At 75.2% G+C, this 17,309-nt stretch carries 10 protein-coding genes; 4 read left to right on the forward strand and 6 right to left on the reverse strand.

What is annotated here, in order from left to right; all coding sequences use genetic code 11:
- Positions 1–145 precede the first annotated feature (145 nt).
- The gene (rsmH, locus tag FRCN3DRAFT_RS0227105) at positions 146–1,204 is read right to left on the reverse strand and encodes a 16S rRNA (cytosine(1402)-N(4))-methyltransferase RsmH (protein WP_007519231.1); all 1,059 of its coding nucleotides are present in this window, start codon (positions 1,202–1,204) and stop codon (positions 146–148) included.
- A gap of 496 nt (positions 1,205–1,700) precedes the next feature.
- Positions 1,701–2,132 carry a division/cell wall cluster transcriptional repressor MraZ gene (gene mraZ, locus FRCN3DRAFT_RS0227110; RefSeq protein ID WP_007519229.1) on the reverse strand — a complete coding sequence of 144 codons (432 nt, stop codon included), beginning with the start codon at positions 2,130–2,132 and terminating at the stop codon, positions 1,701–1,703.
- Positions 2,133–2,938: 806 nt separating this feature from the next.
- Here mraZ and FRCN3DRAFT_RS0227115 point away from each other — a divergent pair.
- The 4 genes from FRCN3DRAFT_RS0227115 to FRCN3DRAFT_RS0227130 all read left to right on the forward strand — a co-directional run bounded on the left by FRCN3DRAFT_RS0227115 (position 2,939) and on the right by FRCN3DRAFT_RS0227130 (position 9,688).
- Positions 2,939–3,970, forward strand: a complete 1,032-nt coding sequence (locus FRCN3DRAFT_RS0227115; protein WP_007519227.1) for an AAA family ATPase — start codon at positions 2,939–2,941, stop codon at positions 3,968–3,970.
- A 10-nt stretch (positions 3,971–3,980) separates the two neighbouring features.
- The gene (locus tag FRCN3DRAFT_RS0227120) at positions 3,981–5,354 is read left to right on the forward strand and encodes a DUF58 domain-containing protein (protein ID WP_007519226.1); all 1,374 of its coding nucleotides are present in this window, start codon (positions 3,981–3,983) and stop codon (positions 5,352–5,354) included.
- Positions 5,351–8,905: a transglutaminaseTgpA domain-containing protein gene (locus tag FRCN3DRAFT_RS0227125; protein WP_007519224.1), complete on the forward strand. Its 3,555-nt coding sequence runs from the start codon at positions 5,351–5,353 to the stop codon at positions 8,903–8,905. The genes FRCN3DRAFT_RS0227120 and FRCN3DRAFT_RS0227125 overlap by 4 nt, the downstream gene beginning before the upstream one ends.
- Positions 8,906–9,295: 390 nt before the next feature.
- A complete protein-coding gene (locus FRCN3DRAFT_RS0227130; RefSeq protein WP_007519222.1) occupies positions 9,296–9,688 on the forward strand; it encodes a DUF3040 domain-containing protein in 393 nt (130 codons plus the stop codon).
- 36 nt (positions 9,689–9,724) lie between these two features.
- Here the strand turns inward: FRCN3DRAFT_RS0227130 and dinB are convergent, their stop codons facing one another.
- The 4 genes from dinB to FRCN3DRAFT_RS0227150 all read right to left on the reverse strand — a co-directional run.
- A complete protein-coding gene (dinB, locus tag FRCN3DRAFT_RS0227135; RefSeq protein ID WP_007519221.1) occupies positions 9,725–11,005 on the reverse strand; it encodes a DNA polymerase IV in 1,281 nt (426 codons plus the stop codon).
- Positions 11,002–11,802, reverse strand: a complete 801-nt coding sequence (locus FRCN3DRAFT_RS0227140; RefSeq protein ID WP_007519219.1) for a methyltransferase domain-containing protein — start codon at positions 11,800–11,802, stop codon at positions 11,002–11,004. Before FRCN3DRAFT_RS0227140 ends, dinB begins: the two co-directional genes overlap by 4 nt.
- Before the next feature lie 203 nt (positions 11,803–12,005).
- Positions 12,006–15,812, reverse strand: a complete 3,807-nt coding sequence (locus tag FRCN3DRAFT_RS51940) for an error-prone DNA polymerase (RefSeq protein ID WP_084174321.1) — start codon at positions 15,810–15,812, stop codon at positions 12,006–12,008.
- A 90-nt stretch (positions 15,813–15,902) separates the two neighbouring features.
- On the reverse strand, positions 15,903–17,309 hold a 1,407-nt coding region (locus FRCN3DRAFT_RS0227150; RefSeq protein WP_198536042.1), incomplete at its 5' end, for a DNA polymerase Y subunit UmuC family protein.

Genomic DNA, 17,309 nt, shown 5'->3' on the forward strand with positions numbered 1-17,309 from the left:
GTCGGCGGGCCGGCGCGGCGGGGCCGCTGCTGGCGGGCTGGTGGCTGGCGGGGTGAACGCGGCGCCGGAGTCGGGGCCGCCGGCTGCGGCGCCAGCGCGGTCGCGCCGGCCGACATCGGCAGCTGCTCGTCGCTCGGCGCGGCGGTCATGGTGTTCCTCCCCTGGATCCTTCTGGCGACGAGGGCGGCCGGAGGCGCGAAGGCGGAAGATTTTCGCGCCTCCTTCGGCCCACTTGGCCTCCCGTTCTGTCGGTGTCGGCCGGCGGGCGGACCCGCTCGGCGGCCCGCAGCCGAGCGGACGCCGCCCGCGGGTTGGCCGTCACCTCCGCCTCGGACGCGGCCTGCGACCCGCGGGTGAGCAGGCGAAAGGTCGGCTCGGCGCCGGCGGGCACCACCGGCAGGTCCGGCGGCGCCTTCGTCGTGATGACCTCGGCCAGCGCCCGCTTGACCATCCGGTCCTCCAGTGAGTGGTAGGCGAGCACGGCGATCCGCCCGCCCACCGCGAGCCGGTCGAGCGAGGCGGGCAGGGCCCGGTCCAGCACCTCCAGCTCGGCGTTGACCTCGATGCGCAGCGCCTGGAACGTGCGCTTGGCCGGGTTCCCGCCGGTCCGCCGCGCCGCCGCCGGGATCGCCGCGCGCACCAGCTCGGCGAGCCGGGCCGAGGTGGTGAACGGGCTCCTGGCCCGCTCGGCCACCACGGCGGCGGCGATCCGCCGGGCGAACGGCTCCTCGCCGTAGCGGCGCAGCACCCGGGCGAGCGACGCCTCGTCGTAGGTGTTGAGGATGTCGGCGGCTGTGCGCGGGCCCGTCGGGTCCATCCGCATGTCCAGCGGGGCGTCCCGCGAGTAGGCGAAGCCGCGGTCGTCGGTGTCCAGTTGCAGTGAGGAGACGCCGAGGTCGAACAGCACCGCCTGCACGGTCCGGATGCCCAGGCCGTCCAGCACGTCCGGCAGCTCGTCGTAGACCGCGTGCGCGAACTCCACCCGCCCGGCGGCGAAGTCGAGCCGGTCGCGGCTGGCGGCCAGCGCCTGCGGGTCACGGTCCAGGCCGACCAGCCGAAGCTCGGGCAGCTCGCGCAGCAATGCCTCGGCGTGCCCGCCGAGGCCGAGGGTGGCGTCGACGGCGACGGCGCCGGGCTGGCCCAACGCCGGGGTGAGCAGCGCGCTGACCCGGTCCAGCAGGACCGGGATGTGGCTGGCCTGCACCGCTCGCCGCCCCTCTCGACTGGGCCCTTCCCGCGCCGGTCCCTCTCGGCCGAAGCGCCAGGCGAACGGGTACTTACGCACGGGCCCGCCCACGTCGGCATCCAGCCGGTGGAGGGCCGGGGCCGGTGGGCACGCGCCGACGGCGGCGCGCCCGCGGGAGGAACGAGCGGACGCGGCGTGCGCCCAGGTCCCGCCCCGCCGGGCCGCCGGGCGCCGGGGAAGTGGCGCCCGGAGGCAGGCGGGGGGAGAACTCGACACGCGACGGCCGTCTGTTCCAGTTGCTGGTGGTTGCGCTTGGTTCCGCTGGCCGTGCGGAGGGCGGGGCCACCCTGTCGGGTCACCGGGCCGGGCCCTCGCCGGCAAGCCTGGCCCGCCGCGGGTTCGAGGCCGCGGGCCGCGGAGAGCGCCCGGAGGTTCCCGGGTACTCCTGGGGCTCGGTGGTACGTGTGGGGCTCGGTGGTACGTGCGTTCCCGGGCGTCGCGTCGCCCTGGAGCGCTAGATGACGCCGGGCAGCACCTCCTCGGACAGCTGCGCGAAGCTCTCCTCCTGCTCGGTCAGGTAGGCCGTCCACCGCTGCGCGTCCCAGATCTCGACCCGGGTGTTCGCGCCGTTGACGACGCAGTCGCGGGTCAGCCCGGCGTACTCGCGCAGTGCCGATGGGATGTTGATCCGGCCCTGCTTGTCGGGGATGTCGTCGCTGGCGGAGGAGAAGAAGACTCGGCTGTAGTCGCGCAACGACTTGGCCGTAACCGGCGCGGTACGCAGCGACTCGCTGATTCTGGAGAACTCGGCCAAGGGGAACACATAAAGACAGCGTTCCTGCCCTTTGGTAATCACGAGTCCTCCTTCCAACTCCTCCCGGAACTTCGCGGGCAGCGTGAGCCGGCCCTTGTCGTCCAGGCGCGGGGAGTGGCTACCGAGAAACACGGCGCCCCTCCTCGCTCACCAGCGCGGGGTCATGCGCCGCGGCCGACGGTCTCCCCACAGATCCCGCTCATCGGTCCCGCAAACAGGCCATCAGTCCGTCGCCGTCCCCCCACTGCGCGCCACTGTACCCCACTATCCCCCACCCAGCACCCCCGCGACACCCCGAAGAGGTGGCTTCCCCCACTGCTCCCACACGGCTGCGAGACGTCGTTCCGTACGCCCGCCGGTTCCCGGGACCACCGACGTCCCGTGCGCCAAGAAGTGCGCCAATTCGGCGTACGTAAAGGCGGCGCAATCCGGTCACGGGCCATCACCGTCGCTGATAGGCCGCACAGGCATCGCCCGGGCTCCGTGATAGGCGAAGGCCGCCTCCGCGGAGCCGCGCGGGACGGCCGGCGAGCCTTGGACACGCCGGCCACGTCGACGGCCGGCGGAACGAGGACCGGAGGAGGCCAACGCACACCGGTGGCGTCCGACCGATGCGCCGACGGCGGGGCGTCGACCCGGGCGGCGAACCCACGATGACGTGCCGGCGACGCGCTGGTGGAACGCTCGCGGGCGGGGGCCGAGACCCGCGAACAGACGGGGATCGAACGGCCGATGCCACTCGGCCCGCACCCGGCGGTCGCGGGCCACTGGCGTCACTACGGCGCATCACGCCGCCGCGTACCGGCGCGCGACCCCCTCCCCCAGGTGGTGGTTTGACGCCCTTGCACGCAAGGATCGCCGGTTGGGATGTCACACTCGGGAATGGAGAGCTCCCGCCGGGGGCCGGACCGATCCGCTGATCCCGGAGGAGGGCCTACGTGGCGACGGAGCCAGGAGTCCTGCACTGGCGTGACCCCGCGGGCGATCTCGGCCAGCTCGCCGATGTCGCCGACCGGATCCAGCATTCGGTGGCCGCGGTGATCGACGGCAAGCCCGAGGCGATCAGGGCGGCGCTCGTCGTGCTGCTGGCCGAGGGCCATCTGCTCATCGAGGACGTGCCCGGCGTCGGCAAGACGATGCTGGCCAAGGCGCTCGCCCGCTCGATCGACGCCCGGGTGCGCCGCATCCAGTTCACCCCCGACCTGCTGCCCGGCGACGTCACCGGCGTGAGCGTCTACAACCAGGGCACCCGCGACTTCGAGTTCCGGCCCGGCCCGGTGTTCGCGAACATCGTCGTCGGCGACGAGATCAACCGGGCCGAGCCGAAGGCCCAGTCCGCGCTGCTGGAGTGCATGGAGGAGCAGCAGGTCACCGTCGACGGGGTCAGCTACCGGCTCGAGTCGCCGTTCATGGTGATCGCCACCCAGAACCCGGTGGAGATGGAGGGCACCCGGCCGTTGCCGGAGGCGCAGCGCGACCGCTTCACCGCCCGGATCTCGATGGGCTACCCGTCACCCGCCGCCGAGTTCGCGATGCTCGACAACCACGGCAACACCGAGCCGCTGGCCGACGTCGTCCCGGTCACCTCCGCCGCCGAGATCGCCAAGATGAGCGCCCTGGTGCGCGGGGTGCACGTCGCCGACGAGGTCCGCCAGTACGTCGTCGAGCTGGTGGGCGCTACCCGCCGCCACCCGGAGATCATGCTCGGTGCCTCCCCGCGCGCGGCGCTGCACCTGATCCGGACAGCCAGGTCCGCCGCCGCGCTCGACCGCCGGTCGTTCGTCCTGCCCGACGACGTGCAGGCGTTGCTGGTGCCCGTGCTCGCCCACCGGCTGCTGCTGCGCCCGGAGCTGGCGATGTCCGGCGACCCGGTCGTCGACATCGCCGCGCGGCTGCTCTCCGACATCGTCGCCCGCACGCCGATCCCCCGTCCCGGCCCGGCCGCCAGGCCGCCGCGACGCGGGCACTGACGGCCACGCGGTGCGCGACCTCGCCGCCGCCCTGCGCGGACTGACCGTCCGCGGCCGTTCGTTCCTGGCCGCGGGCGGCGCCTGCGCCATCTCCGCGCTGGTGCTCGGCGAGCAGGACCTGCTGCGGGTGGCCGTACTTCTCCTGCTGCTGCCGCTGTCGGCCGCCGTGTTCGTCTCCCGGACGCGCTACCGGCTCGCCTGCACCCGCCGGATCGACCCCCCTCGGGTCGCCGCCGGCCGGGCCGCGCGGGTGCACGTCCGGCTGGACAACATGAGCCGGCTGCCCACGTCGGTGCTGCTCGTCGAGGACCGGGTGCCCGACGCGCTCGGCGCCCAGGCCCGCTTCGTCCTCGACCGGATCGAGCCAGGCGGCACCCGGGACCTGTCCTACGAGCTGCGCGCCACGCACCGCGGGCGCTACCAGCTGGGCCCGATGTCGATCCGCCTCGCCGACCCGTTCGGGTTCTGCGAGCTGACCCGCGCCTTCCGCAGCCGTGACGAGCTGGTCGTGACGCCGACGATCGAGCTGCTGCCCGGAGCCCGCCCGGAGCCGCACGCCGCGGTCTCGACACTGCGGCGCTCCGCGCTGCACGGCGAGGACGAGGTGACCACTCGGCCCTACCGGTCCGGCGACGACCTGCGCCGGGTGCACTGGCGCACCACCGCCCGGGTCGGTGAGCTGATGGTGCGCCGGGAGGAGAAGCCACGGGTGGGCGGCGCGACCGTTCTGCTCGACGACCACCTCGGATCCTGGGGCCACCACATCGGCCCGGCATCGCCGTTCGAGTGGGCGGTCGGCGCGACCGGCTCGATCAGTGCGCATCTGGCCCGCAGTGGCTACGGCGTCCGGCTGGTCACCAATCACGGGCTCGCGGCCGTCGCGACGGCCGGCAGCGTGAACCCGCTGCTCGACGAGCTATCGACGGTCACCCAGGTCTCGACGTTCGACCCGACGGCGGCGTACACGGCGATCGCGGCCGGCGACGGCGGGATGCTGGTGCTCGTCCTCGGACAGACCTCGCCAGAGGTGGCCCGCCGCCTCAGCGCGATGCGGCCGCGCTCCGCGCCGGCCGTCGCCGTGCTCGTCGACCTCACCCGCTGGGGAAACGACGCCGCGGCCAGGACGGACCTCGCCGGCTGCGAGCTCGCGTTCAGCCGCGCCGGCTGGCGAGTGCTCGTCACCGGGCACGGCAGCCGGCTCGCCGACGAGTGGCCGCGGGTGTCGCTGCCCGCCGTCCGCTACGGGACCGGCTGGTCGCGCGCCGGCTCCCAGTCTGGCGCGCCCTGGCTCGGAGCCACCCCCCGCCCCAGCCGGGGCGGCCCGGCGGTGCTCCCGAGGGACGGGCGCGAAAGCGCCGGTGACGCACACGAGGTGCCGCGATGACTCGGCCTGCCATGCCCGCCGCCGGCCGGCCGGGCGCCACGAACCGCGGCGGACGGCTCGCCACCCTGGTGGGCGCCGGCCACGCCAGCGCCCAGGGCCAGTGGGTGCCCACGGCCGTCGGGGCGTTCGCCTCGCTGATGTGCGCGCTCGCGCTCACGCCGCTGTTCCGCGGTCTGTGGTGGTGGTTCGGCCCGGTGCTGCTCGCCGTCCTGGTGGTCGTCGGGCTCGCCGCCTTCGGCCGCCGCATCGGCCTCGGCCCGTCCGCCACCATCGTCCTGAGCCTCACCGGCCTCCTGCTCACGCTCACCGGGCTGTGCACGCGTACCGAGGCCTGGCTTGGCTTCGTGCCGAACGGCGCCAGCCTCGCGCGCCTGACGGACCTGATGTCCGACGGCCGGGGCGACATGTCCCGGCTGGCCGCGCCGGTACCGAGCCGGCCCGGGCTGGTCGTGCTGACCGTGCTCGGCGTCGCGCTGGTCGCGCTGGTGGTGGACCTGCTCACGGTCGCCGCCCGCCGGCCGACGCTGGCCGGGCTGCCGCTGCTGGGCCTGTTCGCGGTGCCGGCGGCCGTGCTGCCCGGCGGCGTCGGCGTGGTGCCGTTCACCGTCGGGGTGTTCGGATTCCTGGCGCTGCTCATACTCGACGGGCGTTCCGTGATGCGGCGGTGGGGGCGGCTCGTCACCACCCACGGCCAGGGGCGCTCCCAGCTGCTGCTGGGCGGCCTGGCCGGCCGGGTCGCCTTCGGCGCCGTGCTGCTCGCCGTGCTGGTCCCGGTGATCACGCCGTCGCTGAACGGCAACGGCCTGGTCAACCGCGACACCGGATCGGCGAGCGGGGACGGCCCCGGCAGCTCGCAGACCAAGGTGAGCCCGCCGATGGCGACCCTCACCCAGCGGCTGCACGACAACCCCGACCGCCCGGTGATGACGGTGCTGCGGCCGAGCGACCCGGACGCGTCGCTGCGGCTGCGGCAGGTGGCGCTGGACGACTTCGACGGCAGCGCCTTCAACATGCGGCAGCTGGAGGCGACCACCGACGACCGCATCGAGCACGGCCTGCCCCGCCCGCCCGCTGGCCTGACCACCACCGAGACCGTCGCGACGATCTCCATCAGGCCCGGCTACCCGGATGTCTACCTGCCGGTGCCAGGCCTCCCGACGTCGGTCAAGGACCTCACCGGCGACTGGCGGCTCGACCGCGACACCGGCACCATCTTCGCCGCCCACGCGAACGCGTCCGGCATCACCTACACCGTCACCGCCGCCACCCCGGCGCCCACCTCCGAGGAGCTCACCGCCGCGGGGTCGCCGCCGGAGGGCCTCGGCATCGACGTCACGCTGCCGAAGAGCCTCGACCCGCGGGTCGCCGAGCTCGCGCTGCAGATCACCCAGGGACGCGCCACCAGCTACGACAAGGTCCGCGCCATCCAGGACTACTTCCGCGGTGGCACCTTCACCTACGACCTGAACGGTGCGCCGACGAACAAGCCGGGGGCACTCGTCGAGTTCCTCTTCGGGAGCAGGCGGGGCTACTGCGAGCAGTTCGCCTCGGCGATGACGGTGCTCGTCCGGTCGCTGGGGATTCCGGCGCGGGTGGCCGTCGGCTTCGTCGACGGCGTCCGGCAGGCCGACGGCAGCCGGCTGATCCGCAACGGCGACGCGCACGCCTGGCCGGAGGTCTGGCTGCCCGGCACCGGCTGGATCGCCTTCGAGCCGACCCCGCGCACCGACGGCGCCACCCCGGCGCCGAACTACGCTCCCGACCCGAGCCAGGGTCCCGCCGGTGGCGGCGCGTCCACGCCGGGTCAGACCCAGTCGGCGACCCCGGCGCCCGACCAGGACCAGCCAGGCACGACCCAGACCGAGGGCCCGGCGAGCGCGCCGCGGCCGGCCAACCCCGACGGGCACTCGACCGCCGACCTCGCCGGCAGCCTGCACCAGGATGATCTCAGCACGCCGAAGCTGAGCGTGCGGACGGCGGACCCGAACGCCTTCAAGGACGTGTTCCTGCGGGAGACCGCGCTGGACACGTTCGACGGCGAACGCTTCACGTCGGTGCGGCTGCCCGGCGCCGGCGACACGTCGGTGGCCGCCGGCCTGCCCGGCCCCGCGGTGGGCGTCGCGACGACCACGGTGTCCGCGACGATCGCCGTCCATCCCGACTTCCACGAGACCGACCTGCCGGTGCCCGGCGTTCCGGCATCGATCACCGGGCTGGCCGGCGACTGGTGGCTGAACCAGCCGACCAGCACCCTCTACGCGACGGTCGGCACGTCGGCGGCCGGCGCCACCTACACGGTCGAGGCCAGGATCCCGGCGCCGACGGCCGCCCAGCGGGCCGCCACCGGACCGGTGCCCGCCGAGCTGGACGCCGACAAGGCGCTACCGTCCACCCTCGACCCGCGAGTCGCGTCGCTGGCGCGGCAGGTGACGGGCGGTTACCGGGGCAACTACGACAAGGTCAGCGCGATCGAGCGCTACCTGCGCGGCTCCGCGTTCACCTACGACCAAAACGCCGTCGCCGGCACGCTCGCCAACTTCCTGTTCGGCACGAAACGCGGCTTCTGCGTCGACTACGCGACGGCGATGACGGCGATGGTCCGGTCGCTCGGCATCCCGGCCCGGGTCGCGATGGGCTTCGCCTACGGCGTCCCACAGCCCGACGGCACGCTGCTCTACAAGAACGGCAACAAGCACGCCTGGACGGAGGTCTGGCTGCCCGGCACGGGCTGGATCAGCTTCAACCCGACCCCGATCGGCGAGCTGCGCGGCCTCGGCGACAACACCTGGGCACCCGCCGCCGACCAGCACCAGAGCGAGACCGGGCAACAGCCGGCGGCCACCGCGACCCTCGGCGCCGGCGAGGAGACGGGCGCACGGACGGGAATGGGCCGCGCGGCCCATCTCGTGCTGTGGGTCGGGATCTGGCTGCTGGTCGCGCTCGCCGCCATCGGCCTGCTGCTGGCGCCGGCCATCGCCCGGCGGGTGATCCGGCGCCGGCGGCTGCGCGCCGGGCCAGCGGCGGACGCGGCCACGGCCGACGCCGTCGGCGAGGAGCCCATGCGGGCGAGCGCGCGGGTGCGGGCTGGCTGGGCGGAGCTGCTGGACGTGTCGACGGACCTCGGCATCCCGCTGCGGCCCAGCGACTCGCCCCGGATGGTGGTCGCGCGCCTGTCCTCCTACCTGTCGGCGGGGCCGGAGGCGCAGGACGAGCAGGTCGTCGCCGCGCGGGCGGCGCTCAGCCGGATCGGCTGGGCCGAGGAGCGGGTCCGCTATGCCCCGCCGGGCACCCCGCTCGGCGGGGGCGCGGGCACCATCGGAGCCGACGTGACCACGGCGATCGACGCCCTGCTGGCCGTCGCGCCCCGTGGCCGCCGCCTGGTCGCGCAGGTCGCCCCGCCGTCCGTTCTGCGCAGACTGACTCGTTCGGGCGCCTATGCGGCCGACGAGCGTGCCTGGCAGCGCCGCTCCCCCGACTCGGCCGCGGCCTCGCCCGACCTCTCCCCCCAGCACGAGTCCGCGGAGCCGCCCGAGCCCGCCGGCCGCTCCTGACCTGGCCGCTTCCTGCCCCGGCTGGCCTTGCGAAGATCCGGCGCGGTCGGGGTGCCGCGCCTCGCCGGGCCGCCTGGCCGGGGAGCCGCGGCCAGCCTGGTCGGGATCCAGACACGGCTCGGACTGTCTGCGGGACCCCACACCCGACTGTTTTGTTTACGCTTGGCCCCACAGGGGTGTCGAGGGTCGGCTGGCTCCGTCCTAACGGCCAGTGACAGCCCGGCAGGACGCAACTACGAACCAGAAGCACGCACCCGGGGACCACGGCGTCCTCGGGGTACCTATTCAGTGTTACGGCTGGGTACCTAGGATGGCCGGTTGCCTACCGCGCCCGCCCTCAGATGCCTATCCTTGGTTAGGTTCGTCCTACCGGCCGTGGGAGGAGCGTCGATGCCGCTCTCGGAGAACGAGCAGCGCATGCTCGAGCAGATCGAGCGCGCTCTTGTCGAGGACGACCCGAAGTTTGCGAGCACTGTCCGCTCGGCTACTCCGCGTACCTATCTGGTCCGCCGGATTCGCCGCAACGCGGTGTTGTTCGTCCTCGGGCTCGCGATGCTGATTGTCGGCGTCGTACTCAGCCAGCTGCCGGTACTGACCGTCGTACTGGGCATCCTCGGCTTTTCGATCATGCTGACCGCCGCCGTCCGCGGCGCCGGCGACCTGCGCCGCATGAGCGGCCGGGGCCCCGACCAGGGCCGTCGCGCCGGCGCCCCCCGCCGCCGCACCCGCCCCAGCGTCACCGAGCGCTTCGAGGAGCGCTGGCGTCGACGCTGGGAGGGGTGAAGCGCGTTTCTGGGCGAACCAGAAACATCGCGTCGGTCAGGGCTTGTCGCGTTTCGGGTCGGGTGGCGGTTGGACCTGGCGGAGGAGCAGGCTGGCGGGGGCTACGGCGCCCGCGCCGAAACGGGCTCCGGCCGCGTCGGTGGCCCGGTCCAGCTGGGGCCAGCCGGCTGGGCGCTCGTCGAAGGTGAGTTGGTGGCCGGTGTCGGCGGCGTCGGTGAGGCTCGCGGCTCGGACGCCGACAAGCCGGACGGCCCGCCCCGCGATCCCCGCCTCGTGCAGCAGCGCCAGCGCCGTTCGGTAGATCTCCTGGCTCACCGCGGTGGGCTCACGCAGCGTCCGCGCCCTCGTGACCGTCGTGAAGTCCGCGAACCGGACCTTGATCCCGATCGTGCGGGCGGCCCGGCCGCGTGCCCGCAGCCGGCGGCCCACCTGGCCGGACAGCCGCAGCAGCTCACGCGCGAGCTGGTCCACCTCGGCGACGTCCACGGGCAGGGTGTGCTCGGCGCTGATACTGACCTCGGTCGTGTCCGGGTCGACGGCGCGCTCGTCGCGGCCGTGGGCGAGCGCGTGCAGGTGGTGGGCGACCGCGTCGCCGACGGCGTGGCGCAGGGTGAGCAGCGGGCAGTCGGCGATGTCACCGATGGTGCGCAGCCCGAGTCGGTCGAGCGCCGTCTCGGTGGCCCGCCCGACTCCCCACAGCGCGGAGGTCGGCAGCGGGTGCAGGAACGCGAGCACCTCGCCGGGCGGGACGACGAGCAGGCCGTCCGGCTTGCATCTGGTCGAGGCGATCTTCGCGACGAACATCGTCGGCGCGACGCCCACCGAGCAGGTGATCCCCTCCTCGGCGAGCACCCTGGCGCGGATCATCCTGGCGATCTCGGCGGGAGTCCCGAACAGCCGGCGGGCGCCGGCGACGTCGAGGAACGCCTCGTCCACGGACATCGGCGCCACCAGCGGGGTGACGTCCCGCAGGATCGCCATCACCCGCCGCGAGACCTCCTGGTAGCGGTCCCGCTCCGGCGGCAGCACCAGCGCGGCCGGGCACAGGCGACGGGCGCGGGCGATCGGCATGGCGCTGTGGACGCCGTAGGCGCGCGCCTCGTAGGTCGCGGAGAGCACCACCCCGCGCGGCCCACCGCCGATGATCACCGGCTGGCCGCGTAACTCGGGCCGGGCGAGCAGCGTCACCGCGGCGAAGAACGCGTCCATGTCGACGTGCAGGATGTCGCTGCCCACCGATCCGGCCCCGCCGGTGGCGGTCTCGCCGGGCGGGCTCCCGTCGGGCCCGCTCCTGTCGGACGCGTTCCTGTCGGTCATGGCGCGGCCGGGACGCGGCGGGCGAGTACGTGCAGCTGGGCGGCCAGGTCACGGTAGGGCGGACGGGTGGACACGGCGGCCTCCAGGTCGGCGAGCTGGTCGGCCCAGGCCGCGGGCGGTTCCCGCTCGCCCTCGCCGCGGGCCGGCGGGGGCGCCGCGGCCAGGTCGGCGAACACCCGCACACCGTGGACCGCGACCACCTCGGCGCCGGCCGAGCGCACCAGGGACATGGCCTCGGCGGTGTCGAAGCGGCGGATGGGCTCCCCCGGGACAGTCTGGCCCGCCGGGTCGGTGAGCACCCGGGCCGCCTCGCCGAACCTGCCGGCGAGCGCCCTGGCGAGCACGGCGCCGGCCCGGCCGGCGACGAGCAGGCTCAGCCAGCCGCCGGGGCGCAGCACCCGCACCGCCGCGGCGAGCGCCTGCTCGGGATCCTCGACCTGGTCCAGGACGGCGTGGCAGAGCAGCAGGTCGGCGCCGCCGGCGGCGGCGACGGCCGGGCCGGCGGCGGTGGCGAGCTCGGCCAGGTCTCCCTGGCTGCCGGTCACCCGGTCGGCCACACCGGCGTCGGCGGCGCGCCTGGCGAGCGCGGCCAGCGCGTCCTGGCTCGGGTCGACGACCGTCACCCGATGCCCGCGCTGCGCGAGCGGCACGGCGAAGCCGCCGCTGCCCCCGCCGGCGTCGACGACGGTGAGCCCCGGCCCGACCGGCCCGGCGGCGGCGAGGATGTCCTCGAGCGCCCGCCACACGGCCGCGTGCCGCGGGTCCGACGAGGAGGCGGGCGGGCGGGCGACCGTCATCGGGCAGGAAGGGAGAACCCGATGACCACGCCGACGACCAGCCCACCCACGGAGACACCGGCGACCGTCATTATCCATCGGGACATCGGCTACCCCCACGCTCGGTAACAACGGCACCCGCAAAGATAACCGATGGTAATCGAGTGGAAGCGACTCAGCCACGGTGTCCGGCCGCCGCGCGGTGGGCGCCCCGGCGGCCGGGCTCACCGGAAGTCCCGGGAGCGGCGGGCGACGGCGATCGGGAGACGTTCCAGACGCTCGGCGATCACGTTCACCACGCCCTCGGCCTTCTCCAGCCTCCCCCTGACGATCAGCGCGGGCGCGCAGGTCGCGACCGTCCGGTGGCGGACCCAGACCCCCCGCGAGCAGATGACGTTCACCAGCCCGGTCTCGTCCTCCAGGTTGAGGAAGGTGGTCCCACCCGCGGTCGCGGGGCGCTGCCGGTGGGTGACCACGCCGGCGACCACGACGCGCCGGTCCGTCTCGAGCCCGGCCAGCCCCGAGGCGACGACCACTCCGAGCGCGTCGAGCCGGTCCCGGACGAACTCGGTCGGGTACCGGCTCGGCGTGATCCCGGTCGCCCACAGGTCGGCGACCACCTCCTCGGCGGCGGTCATCCCGGGCAGGTAGGCCGCGACCGCCGCCGGGTCGGCACCGACGGCCATCCCCTCGAGCCGGCCCGGTCGGGCCTGGGCGGCGGCACCGGCCGCCCACAGCGCCTCCCGCCGGGCCATCCCGAAGCAGCCGAACGCGCCGGCGGTGGCGAGCGCCTCCAGCTGGGCGGCGGCCAGGCCGGTCCGCCGGGCGAGGTCGGCCGGATCCCGGAAGGGGCCGTCCGCGTCCCGGGCGGTGACGATCTTCTCCGCGTTCGCCGCGCCGATGAGGCGCACCCCGGCCAGGCCCAGCCGGACGGCCGGGTACCGATCGGCCGCCTGGTCGGTGTCCACCAGCCAGCCGGCGCCCCGACCCCCCAACGCCACCGTCGGGGCCGCGAGGGCCGCCGGGGCCGCCGTCGCGAGGGGGGCCAGGTCTGCCGGGGTTCCCGCCGGATCGACGGGGTTCCGGCCTCTCCGGGGTCCTTGCGCGATCGACTCAGCGGCGCCAGCCCCGCCGGCCCCGCGCGGGCTGGTCGGGCCGGTCGGGCCGGTCGGCGCCATGGCATCCCAGCGGACCTCCCGGATCGCCGGCCCGGCAGGGGCCCCTGGCCTCGCCGGGCCGGCGGGAACCCCGTCCGCGGGCTGGCGGGGGGCGGGGATGTTCTCCAGGGTGGTGGCGGCGGCGGAGACGTTCAGGTCGGGGCCGTGGACGGTGACCCCGTGGCGGCGGGCATCGGCGACCAGGCTCTGCGGGGAGTAGAAGCCCATCGGCTGGGCGTTGAGCAGCGCCGCGCAGAACGCCGCCGGGTAGTAGAGCTTGATCCAGGCGCTGGCGTAGACGAGGAACGCGAAGCTCACCGAGTGGCTCTCCGGGAAGCCGAAGTTCGCGAACGCGGCGAGCTTCGTGTACAGCTCGTCGGCCGTCTCCCCGACGATTCCGTTCGCGGCCATGCCCTCGTAGAAGCGGGCGCGCAGCTGGTCGATCCGCTCGGTCGCCCGCTTGGCGCCCATCGCCCGGCGCAGCTGGTCGGCCTCGGCTGCCGAGAACCCGGCGATGTCGATGGCCATCTGCATGAGCTGCTCCTGGAAGAGCGGAACGCCCAGGGTCTTCTTCAGGGAGCGCTCCAGCAGCGGGTGCGGGTAGGTGACCTCCTCGGTGCCGTTGCGGCGCCGGATATAGGGATGTACCGAACCGCCCTGGATCGGGCCGGGCCGGATGAGGGCCACCTCGACGACCAGGTCGTAGAAGCGGCGCGGGCGCAGCCGGGGCAGGGTCGCCATCTGGGCGCGGCTCTCCACCTGGAAGACCCCGATGGAGTCGGCGGCGCAGAGCATGTCGTAGACCGCCATGTCCTCCGGCGGGATCTCACCCAGGTCCAGGTCGCGGCCGTGGTGGGCACGGATCAGCTCGAACGCGCCGTGCAGCATGCCGAGCATGCCCAGGCCCAGCAGGTCGAACTTGACCAGCCCTGCGGTCGCGCAGTCGTCCTTGTCCCACTGGATGACGGTCCGCCCGGGCATCCGCGCCCACTCCACCGGCACCACCTCGGCCACCGGCCGGTCACAGATCACCATCCCGCCCGAGTGGATGCCCAGGTGCCGGGGAAACCCCAGCAGCCGCCCGGCGAGCCCCACCACCTCGGCCGGGATCTCCGGCCCGATCCGATCCCGCGGCTCGGGGCTGGCGGCCGCCCGGTCGGGCGGTGCCGCCGAGACCGCCGCGGCTGGGGCTGGCCCGGCCGGCGCTGCCGCTGCCGGCGCTGCCGCTGCCGGGGGTGCCGCTGCCGGGGGTGCCGGGGCTGACGCCTGGGTCGGGATGGCCGGTGCCGTGGTGGTGGCGGGCAGCGGGGACCAGCGGTCGATGCCGGTGGACCAGGCGTCCTGCTGGCCGGGCGAGAAGCCGAGCGCGCGGGCGACGTCGCGCACCGCCGAGCGGGACCGGTAGCTGATGACGTTGGCCACCTGGGCGGCCCGGTCCCGGCCGTAGCGGCCGTAGACGTACTGGATGACCTCCTCTCGCCGGCCGGACTCGATGTCCAGGTCGATGTCGGGCGGGCCGTCGCGCTCCGGGGCGAGGAAACGCTCGAACAGCAGGCCGAAGTGGACCGCGTCGACGCCGGTGATGCCCAGCGCGTAGCAGACCGCCGAGTTCGCCGCCGAGCCGCGGCCCTGGCAGAGGATGTCCTCTCGGCGGCAGAACTCGACGATGTCGTGGACGATCAGGAAGTAGCCGGAGAAGCCGAGCGACTCGATCAGGTTGAGCTCGTGGGAAAGCTGGTCGTAGGCGCCGACCGCCCGCTCCCGCCACGGCGGGCCGTACCGGCGGGCGGCGCCCTGCATGGTCAGCAGCCGCAGCCAGCTGGCCTCGGTGTGCCCGGGCGGCACCGGGAAGTCCGGCAGCCGGGGCGCGACGAGGCGCAGGTCGAAGGAGCATTCGGCACCGATCCGGGCGGCCGCCGCGACCGCGCCCGGGTAGCGGGTGAACCGGCCGGCCATCTCGTCGCCGGACCGCAGGTGCGCGCAGCCGGCCGGGGGCAGGTGGCCGTCCATCTCGTCGAGGGCGCGCCGGGCCCGGATCGCGGCCATCACCGCGGCGAGCCGGCCCGCCGACGGGGTGGCGTAGTGGACGTTGTTCGTGGCGACGCAGGTCAGCCCGGCTTCCTGGGCAAGCTCGTACAGGGCGTCGTTGCGGGCGGAGTCGAGCGGCTGGGCGTGGTCCCACAGCTCGACGGCGACGTTGTCCCGGCCGAACCGGGCGACCAGCCCGTCCAGGCTGTCCCGGGCGGCGTCGACCCCGCCTGCGGCCAGCGCGGCCGGTACCGCCCCTTTCCGGCAGCCGGTGAGGATCTGCCAGTGCCCGTCGCCAGCCGCGGCGGCGAGCACGTCCAGGCTGGTCAGCGGGCGGCCCTTCTCCCCGCCGGCCAGGTGCGCGTCGGACACGGCCCTGGACAGCCGCCGGTATCCCTCCGGGTCGCGGGCCAGCACGAGCAGGTGCTCGCCGTCGGGGTCGGGGCCGCCTGGGCGCGGGGCAGGCAGGTCGAGGGAGACCTCCACCCCGTAGAGCGTCCGCAGGCCCACCTCACCCGCCGCCTCCGCGAACCGGACCACCCCGTACATGCCGTCGTGGTCGGTGAGAGCCAGCGCGGACAGCCCCAGCCGGGCGGCTTCCTCGACGAGATCCTCCGGCTGGCTGGCCCCGTCGAGGAAGCTGAACGCGGAGTGGCAGTGCAGCTCCGCGTACGGTTCGCCCGCCAGCGCCGCGCCGTCGCCGCCGCGCGCGGCGGCGACGGCGGCCGCGACCAGCTCCGGCGCGGGGCGGTAGGGCTCGCGCCGCCGCGTCCACGCCGGCGCGTCCCCACCATCACCGTCCGGCCCGTCCTCGCCCCCGCCTGGACGGGCCGGACGGCCCGACATCCGCCGCTCCAGCTCCGTCCACGAAACCGCCGGATTCCACCAGCTCACCGCAACCTCCCGACCCATACACCCCAACACGGCCCGCCGTCCCTACCCGTACGACGCCTCCCACCACCAGCGGCCGGACTCGACGAACAGCAGGCAGGCCGAGCCGTCCTCGGTGACCAGCTGGAACCGGGCCCGGCGTCGGGCGGTGGGCTCCCACCACCGCTCGTCGACCGGCCACGGCCCGGCCCAGCCGACGACCCGGGCCCGTGGGCGGCCCTCGACGGCCAGCCAGGCCGGCGCCCCGGTGGTCGTCGCCCGCCCGCTGACGACGACCGGATCGCCGGTGGCATCAAGCAGCTCGGCGGGGCGGGGCTCGGTCAGCACGGTGGCCGGCGCCGGCGAGGGCAGCCGGCCGGGCCAGGGGGCGGCGGCCCGCTCCGCCTCGGCCGGGCCGCGTGGGCCGCGGGGCTCCCCCCACGGCACCAGCCGGACGGCGGCGAGCGGGTCACGCCCGCCGCGCACCTCGGCGGTGAGGACCGCCTCCGGCCCGAGCAACCCCTGCACCCGGTCGAGCGCGCGACGCACCCGGCCATCGACCGCTCCCGGCTCCCCCCACAGCCCCAGCTGGCGGCCGTCGGCGGCGAGCAGGTCGTGTGGGGTCACCCGGATCCGGATGACCCGGGCCGGTTGGGGAGGTCGCCCCAGATGCGACGGGGAAGTGGTGACCGCATCTGGGGCGGCCTGCCCAACCGGCCCGCTGACGGCGTTCGCGGCGGACAGCCAGCCGTCGAGCTGCCAGCGGATCCGGTCGGTGATCGCGGCGGCGGTCAGCGGGCCGTCGTGCCGCCAGACCCGGCGCAGCGGCTCGCCGTGCTCCGTCTCCGCCTCGATCGCGACTCGGGCGCAGGCCAGCCCCGCGGCCAGCAGCCTGGCGTGGGCGTCCTCGGCGAGCCGGCGGGCGGTGAAGACGACCTGGTCGACGTTGTCGGCCGGCGGGTCGAGCTCGGTCTCGACGGCGAGGTCCGGCGGGACCACCCGCGGCGTCGGCAGCCGCTCGTCGTCGCCGCGGGCGAGCCGGTGCGCGAGCGCCCCGTCCGGGCCGAACCGGACCAACACCTCCCGCGCGGGCAGCGCGGCGAACGCGCCCAGGGTGGGCAGCCCCAGCCGACGCAGCAGCCCGGTGAGCTCGGGACGGTCGAGCAGCTCCACCGGCAGCGGCGCGAGGAAGCCGGCGGCGGCACCGGCCGCCACGGTCTCGCCCAGCCGGGCGGCCACCATGGCCGCGAACGGCCCGTCGGCGATCCCGAAGGACGGGCGCGCCGCCGCCGCCGCGCCTCTGCCCGAGCCACCCCCGTCAGCCAGACCGGCCCTGTCGCCCAGGCCTCTCGGGCCGCTCCGGCGGGCCGAGCCGCGTGGGCCGCCGGTCGCCGCGGGCCCACGGGCCGCGGCGCCGGTCGCCACGGCGGCCAGCGCGGCGGTGACCGCGCCCCGGATCTGGGCGATCACCAC

Source organism: Pseudofrankia saprophytica (assembly GCF_000235425.2).
GTDB lineage: Bacteria > Actinomycetota > Actinomycetes > Frankiales > Frankiaceae > Pseudofrankia > Pseudofrankia saprophytica.

Excerpts from the sequence above, each read along its gene's own strand:
- dinB (WP_007519221.1), bottom strand. The coding sequence starts at position 11,005 with ATGACCGACAGGAACGCGTCCGACAGGAGCGGGCCCGACGGGAGCCCG.
- FRCN3DRAFT_RS0227130 (WP_007519222.1), top strand. The coding sequence starts at position 9,296 with ATGCCGCTCTCGGAGAACGAGCAGCGCATGCTCGAGCAGATCGAGCGC.
- FRCN3DRAFT_RS0227125 (WP_007519224.1), top strand. The coding sequence starts at position 5,351 with ATGACTCGGCCTGCCATGCCCGCCGCCGGCCGGCCGGGCGCCACGAAC.
- FRCN3DRAFT_RS51940 (WP_084174321.1), bottom strand. The coding sequence starts at position 15,812 with ATGTCGGGCCGTCCGGCCCGTCCAGGCGGGGGCGAGGACGGGCCGGAC.
- FRCN3DRAFT_RS0227140 (WP_007519219.1), bottom strand. The coding sequence starts at position 11,802 with ATGACGGTCGCCCGCCCGCCCGCCTCCTCGTCGGACCCGCGGCACGCG.